Source organism: Variovorax sp. 20P10.2.4, assembly GCF_058244205.1.
In genome coordinates this window covers 1-5,361 of sequence record NZ_JBZAYE010000515.1, presented here as the reverse complement: position 1 = coordinate 5,361, position 5,361 = coordinate 1, and the positions used below count along the sequence as shown (strand labels likewise).

Annotated in this window: 7 protein-coding genes; 1 reads left to right on the top strand and 6 read right to left on the bottom strand. The window is 70.5% G+C overall.

All coding sequences use genetic code 11. The features are described 5' to 3' along the window. Both AC27VN_RS31780 and AC27VN_RS31775 read right to left on the bottom strand, forming a co-directional pair. A partial coding sequence (locus tag AC27VN_RS31780) for a CoA-binding protein (protein ID WP_490879134.1) occupies positions 1-714 on the bottom strand: 714 nt, incomplete at its 3' end. 20 nt (positions 715-734) lie between these two features. Then, positions 735-1,799 (bottom strand): porin, encoded by a 1,065-nt coding sequence (locus AC27VN_RS31775; RefSeq protein ID WP_490879133.1) that lies wholly within the window; start codon positions 1,797-1,799, stop codon positions 735-737. Between the two features lie 270 nt (positions 1,800-2,069). Here AC27VN_RS31775 and AC27VN_RS31770 point away from each other — a divergent pair, with 270 nt between their 5' ends. Next, positions 2,070-2,684, top strand: coding sequence for a Crp/Fnr family transcriptional regulator (locus tag AC27VN_RS31770; protein WP_256222739.1), 615 nt, complete (start codon positions 2,070-2,072; stop codon positions 2,682-2,684). Between the two features lies 1 nt (position 2,685). Here AC27VN_RS31770 and AC27VN_RS31765 read toward each other — a convergent pair whose 3' ends face one another. From AC27VN_RS31765 to AC27VN_RS31750, 4 genes are all read right to left on the bottom strand, one after another. Then, positions 2,686-3,306, bottom strand: coding sequence for a YdeI/OmpD-associated family protein (locus tag AC27VN_RS31765; RefSeq protein ID WP_490879132.1), 621 nt, complete (start codon positions 3,304-3,306; stop codon positions 2,686-2,688). Further along, complete coding sequence (locus tag AC27VN_RS31760; protein WP_093348006.1) at positions 3,294-4,250, bottom strand: phosphatidate cytidylyltransferase; 957 nt, start codon at positions 4,248-4,250, stop codon at positions 3,294-3,296. Before AC27VN_RS31760 ends, AC27VN_RS31765 begins: the two co-directional genes overlap by 13 nt. Beyond that, positions 4,247-4,924 carry a lysophospholipid acyltransferase family protein gene (locus tag AC27VN_RS31755; RefSeq protein WP_490879135.1) on the bottom strand — a complete coding sequence of 226 codons (678 nt, stop codon included), beginning with the start codon at positions 4,922-4,924 and terminating at the stop codon, positions 4,247-4,249. The genes AC27VN_RS31760 and AC27VN_RS31755 overlap by 4 nt, the downstream gene beginning before the upstream one ends. A 44-nt stretch (positions 4,925-4,968) precedes the next feature. Further along, on the bottom strand, positions 4,969-5,361 hold a 393-nt coding region (locus AC27VN_RS31750), incomplete at its 5' end, for a hypothetical protein (protein WP_490879131.1).

Below are 5,361 nucleotides of genomic sequence, written 5' to 3'. Positions count from 1 at the left end.
CAGCGCGGCGCGCAGCCGGGGGCCATCGCGGCAGCCTTCCATGTAGCCCATGATCACGTCGGTGGCCGGGTCCTGCGCGAGCCAGGCCAGGCAGTCGGCGAACTGCAGGTCGGCCTCGTTGCCGGTGGTGGCCCACAGCGACAGGCCGACGCCGCGCTCGCGCGCCATCGCATAGGCATAGGCGCCGAAGGCGCCCGACTGGCTCACCAGCCCGATGCGCCCCGGCGCCACGCGGCCCACGCCGGGCGCGGGCGAGAAGGTGGCGTAGACCTTGTGCGCGATGTTCATGAAGCCCAGGCAGTTGGGCCCGATGAGCCGCAGGCCGGCCGCGCGGGCCTTGGCGCCGAGCCGCGCCTGCGCGGCCGTGCCTTCGGCACCGGTCTCGGCGAAGCCCGAGGAGAACAGCACCACGCCCTTGACCTTCGCTTCGATCGCATCGTCGAGCGCCGCATCGACCAGCGCGGCCGGCACCGAGAGGATCGCGAGGTCCACCGGCTGGCCGATGGCGCGCAGGCTGGGCCAGGCCCGCAGGTCCTGGATGCGCTCGGCGTTCGGGTTGACCGGGTAGAGCGCGCCGTCGAAGCCGAAGCGGCGCTGGTAGTCGACCGGGATGCCGCCGATCTTCTGCGGGTTGGAGGAGGCGCCGACCACCGCGATGGAACGCGGCGCGAACAGGGCCGACAGGGATTCGGTCTGGGAGCTGAAGAAATCCATGGAAGAGGCGACGAGGGGTTTCAGAAGTTGTGGCGGATGCCGGTCGCGAGCACGCGCACGCCGTTGCCGCTGTCGGGCGCGACCGCGACCGTGGCGAGCGTGGCCGAGGCGCCATGCCGGTTGAGCAGCCGCAGCCAGCGCGCGTAGAGCACGGTGCGCTTGCTCAGGTAGTAGTCGTAGCCCAGGGTCCAGGCCAGCTGCGAACGCTCGCTCGCGTCCACCTTGCGCTGCATGGCCTCGAACATCAGGTTCGAGGCCGGCGTGATGTTGTAGGTGAGGCCGAGGCTCGCGAGCTTCGCGCTCGGCACGCCGGGCAGGCTCGAGCTGTTGCGCACGTAGTTGGCGTAGAGCTGCAGCCCGATCGCCTCCCAGTCGTAGGCCGCGCTCAGCGCCTGGTAGGTGCTGGTGCTCGGCTCGGCCACGGGCGCGGCGGCCGAACCCGAGCGCGCGCGCTGGAAGGCGTAGCCCACGTAGTAGGGCTTGCGCCCCCAGCTCAGGCTGCCGCCGTAGAGCGTGCCGCTGCGGTGGCTCGCGGCGCTGGCCTCGCCGGGCGCATAGGCGATGTCGGCGTAGAAGTCGGCGATGGCCGGCGTGCGGTAGCGCACCATGTTGCTGGCGCGCGCCGCGAAGGGCAGCAGGCCGGGCTGCGCGTCGTTGGCGGCCACCAGGTTGATCGGCGAGAACACCGAGTTCACGCCATAGGGATCGGCCTTGAACAGCGTGTAGAACATCGGCGTGTACATGCGGCCCGCGTCGACCTGGCCCCAGGGCGTCGACAGGCCGACGAAGGACTGGCGCGTGAACGCGATCTCGGGACCGGCCAGCGTGCCCTTGCCGGTGTCGGGCGCGAAGCCGGCCTCGAGCGTGAAGTGCGCATCGAACCCGCCGCCCAGGTCCTCCGCGCCGCGAAAGCCGAGGCGCGACGCGGTCTGGCCGCCGTCCTCGAGCCGCGTCGAGGAGCTCGATCCCGACTTCGCATGGGCCAGGTAGAGGTCGGCGGTGCCGAAGATCGTCACGCTGCCCTGTGCGAGCGCGAGCGAGGAGGAGGCCGCGAGCGCGAGGCCCGCGGCGGCTGTCTTCTTCATGTCGTGTTGTCTCCGGTGGGGCTCGCCGCCCGTCGAGGGCGGCTGCCGCTTGCGTGCTTGTCGGTGTCCGGTGCTTACGATAGAAACGACCGCCCCCCGAATCTGTCAAAGCGTTGACAGATTCCCGAACATCGCCGCAGGGAGAACCCGCTGACCCGACCGCGCAAGACCACCGAACGAGAGGCCGAGGAGAACGCCGCGCTGCTCGAGCGCGCGCTGCGCTGGAACGAACTGTTCTCGCGCTGGCCCGATGCGCGTCGCGCCGAGCTCATGAAGTCGGCGCGGCTCGAGCGCTACGGCCGCCGCACGCAGGTGCTGGCGCACGACCGCCATCGGCGCGAGCTGCTGGTGGTGGTGTCGGGCTGCCTCGAGATCAGCAGCATGAGCCCGAACGGCCGCAAGTACGTGAACGCGCTGCTCGGCCCCGGGCAGGTGGCGCCGCTGGTGCGCCTGCTCGAGGAGGTGCCGCTGGCCTACGACTACCACGCGCACGAGGACTCGGTGATCGTGCACCTGCCGAGCGACGCGGTGCTGGCGGTGCTCGATGCCGAGCCGCTGCTGTGGCGCGACGTGGCCAAGCTCGGCCTGCAGCGCCAGCGGCTGAGCATCGTGCTGCTGCAGAACCAGATGCTCAACTCGATCCATGGCCGGGTGGCGGCCGCGCTGATGAACCTGGTGCACTTCTACAGCGGCCAGGGCGAGGACGGCGCGCCGCCGCTGGTGCGGCTGTCGCAGACCGACCTCGCGGCCATGCTCGGGCTGTCGCGCCAGACCGTCAACAAGGAGCTGGGGCGGCTGGTGGAGGAGGGCGCGATCGACATGCGCTACAAGCGCATCCGCATCGTCGACGCCGAACGGCTCGCGCGCATCGCGGCCGGGACCTGAATCAGGGGTGGATCTTCTCGCCCTTGGCGAGCATCTCGACGAACTGCGCGATGCGCCGCGCGCGGGTCTCGGGCTTCTTCGCGCTCTGGGTGCGGAACAGCACCGCGAAGCGGTTGCGCGCATCGAGCGCGGCGAAGAACTTCGCGGCCTTCCTGTTGGCATTGAGCGCGGCCCGCAGGTCGGGCGGCACGGTCGCCACGCGCGAGGCCTCGTAGGCGGCCTCCCAGCGGCCGTCGGCCTTGGCGCGTTCGACCTCGGCCAGGCCGCCCGGCTGCATGCGGCCTTCCTCGATCAGCTGCAGCGCCTTGGCGCGGTTGATCTGCGACCAGGTGCTGCGCTTGGTGCGCGGCGTGTAGCGCTGCAGGAAATGCGTGTCGCTGTCGCTCTTGCGCTGGCCGTCGATCCAGCCATGGCACAGCGCGAGATCGAGGGCCTGCGCGGTATCGACCGAGGCGATGCCGCTGGCCTTCTTCGCGAGCCGCAGCCAGACGCCGGCACGGCTCGCATGATGGCGCTCGTACCAGCGCGCGAGCGCGGCGGCGTCGGCGCATTCGACCGGCGTGTCGTCGACGATGCGCTCGGCCGTGGCGGCGGCCTTCTTCGCCGCCGTCACGGCACCCACCAGTAGCGCAGCGCGTGGAAGAAGATCGGTGCCGCGAAGATCACCGAGTCGAGCCGGTCGAGCATGCCGCCATGGCCTTCGATCATCGACCCCCAGTCCTTCACGCCGCGGTCGCGCTTGATGGCCGACATCACGAGACCGCCGAAGAAGCCCATCAGGCAGATGGTCAGCGACATCAGCGCGGCCTGCCACGGGTTGAAGGGCGTGGCCCACGACAGCGCGGCGCCCAGCGCGGTGGCGCTCGCGATGCCGCCGATCAGGCCCTCCCAGGTCTTCGAGGGCGAGAGCTCGGGCGCGACCTTGCGCTTGCCGAACAGCTTGCCCCAGATGTACTGCAGCACGTCGCTGCCCTGCACCACGATCACGAGGAAGGCGATCAGCAGCAGGTTGCGGCCCTCGAAGCCCGGGATCTGCAGGGTGAGCAGCGCCGGCACGTGGCTGATGCAGAACACGCAGATCATCAGGCCCCACTGGATCTTCGAGGTGCGCTCGAGGAAGCGCTGCGTGTCGCCGCCCACGGCCGCGAGGATCGGCAGCACCAGGAAGGCATAGACCGGGATGAAGATCGAATAGAGGCCGTACCAGTCGATCCAGACCAGGAAGTACTGCACCGGCAGGCCGATGTAGAAGGCGGCCGCGATCGCGTGGTGGTCGCCGCGCCGGGTGTAGGCCAGGCTGATGAACTCGCGCAGCGCGTAGAACGAGATCAGGTAGAACAGCACGATCACGCCGCCCTTGCCGAAGGCGAAAGCGAGGCCGATCGCCGCCACCATCACCCACCAGGCATTGACGCGCGCATTGAGGTTGTCGATCACCGAATGCGGCTGGCCGTGCGCCACGCGCCACTTGAGCACGGCGCCGATGCCCGAGGCCAGCAGCAGCACGCCGAGCACGCCGCCGAACAGCTGCAGGGTGGTCTGCGCGAAGGGCGAGAGCTCGATCATGCGGCGCTCCCGGAGGCCGCCTTGGGCTTCTCGTCGAGGCGGTCGTACTCGGGCCGCAGGTCGAGCATGGCGCTGCGCGCACGCGCCAGGAAGCCGGCCTTGTCCTCGCCCTCGGCCAGCACGATCGGCGTGCCGAAGCGCACCGTGCAGGCCAGCGGGATCGGCACCAGCGTGCCCTTGGGCAGCACGCGCTTGAGGTTCTCGATCCACACCGGCACCAGCCGCACGTTGGGGCAGGCGCGCGCGAGGTGGAACAGCCCGCTCTTGAGCGGCAGCAGGATCTCGTCGCCGGTGTTGCGCGTGCCCTCGGGGAACATGATCAGCGAGTCGCCGGCCTCGAGCGCGGCCTTCATCTGCTCGACCGGGTTGTCGCCCTGGCCCGAGCCGTCGCGCCGGATCATCAGCGCGTTGAACACGTCGGCGCCGATGAACTGGCGCAGCTTCGAGGCCATCCAGTAGTCGAGCCCCGCCACCGGCCGCGTGAGCGCGCGCAGGTCGGGTGGCAGCGTGGCCCACAGCAGCACGAAGTCGCCATGGCTGGTGTGGTTGGCGAAGTAGAGCGTCTGCTCGGCCTTGGGGCTGGTGCCCGACCAGATGGCGCGCACGCCGGTCAAAAGGCCCGCGGCGCCGATGATCAGCTTGCCCGCGACCACGGCGAGCGCGCGGCGCACGATGCCGCTGTCGGGGCGCTTTTCTTCTGGGGGAGGAGAGACGTCGTTCAAGTGAGGTCCTGTGTCATGAGGGCGAGCAGGAACATCGCGCTCTGGCAGGCGACCACGATGGCGTGGCGCTGCAGCAGCTGGCGGGTGCCCTGCGCGCGGTCGGCCAGCGGCCGCGCGGCGGAAGAAGCGTCGTCGGCGCGCAGCCCGAGCCGCGCCAGCGCCTGGTCGAGCGCTTCGAGCGAGGCGATGGCGCCGCGCGCGAGGTCGTCGAACAGCGCCTGGTCGAGCCGCAGCCGGAATGCGAAGTAGCGCTCGAGCACGCCGAGGATGGCGACGGCGCCGAAGGCCATGCTCGGCGTGGTGGGCAGCGAGCGCAAGGTGAGCGCGAGCACGAGTGCCGCGATCGCGCTGAGCGCGAAACCCCAGAGGGCCAGCACGCCGGCCGCGCG

Excerpts from the sequence above, each read along its gene's own strand:
- AC27VN_RS31775 (WP_490879133.1), bottom strand. The coding sequence starts at position 1,799 with ATGAAGAAGACAGCCGCCGCGGGCCTCGCGCTCGCGGCCTCCTCCTCG.
- AC27VN_RS31770 (WP_256222739.1), top strand. The coding sequence starts at position 2,070 with ATGAAGTCGGCGCGGCTCGAGCGCTACGGCCGCCGCACGCAGGTGCTG.
- AC27VN_RS31760 (WP_093348006.1), bottom strand. The coding sequence starts at position 4,250 with ATGATCGAGCTCTCGCCCTTCGCGCAGACCACCCTGCAGCTGTTCGGC.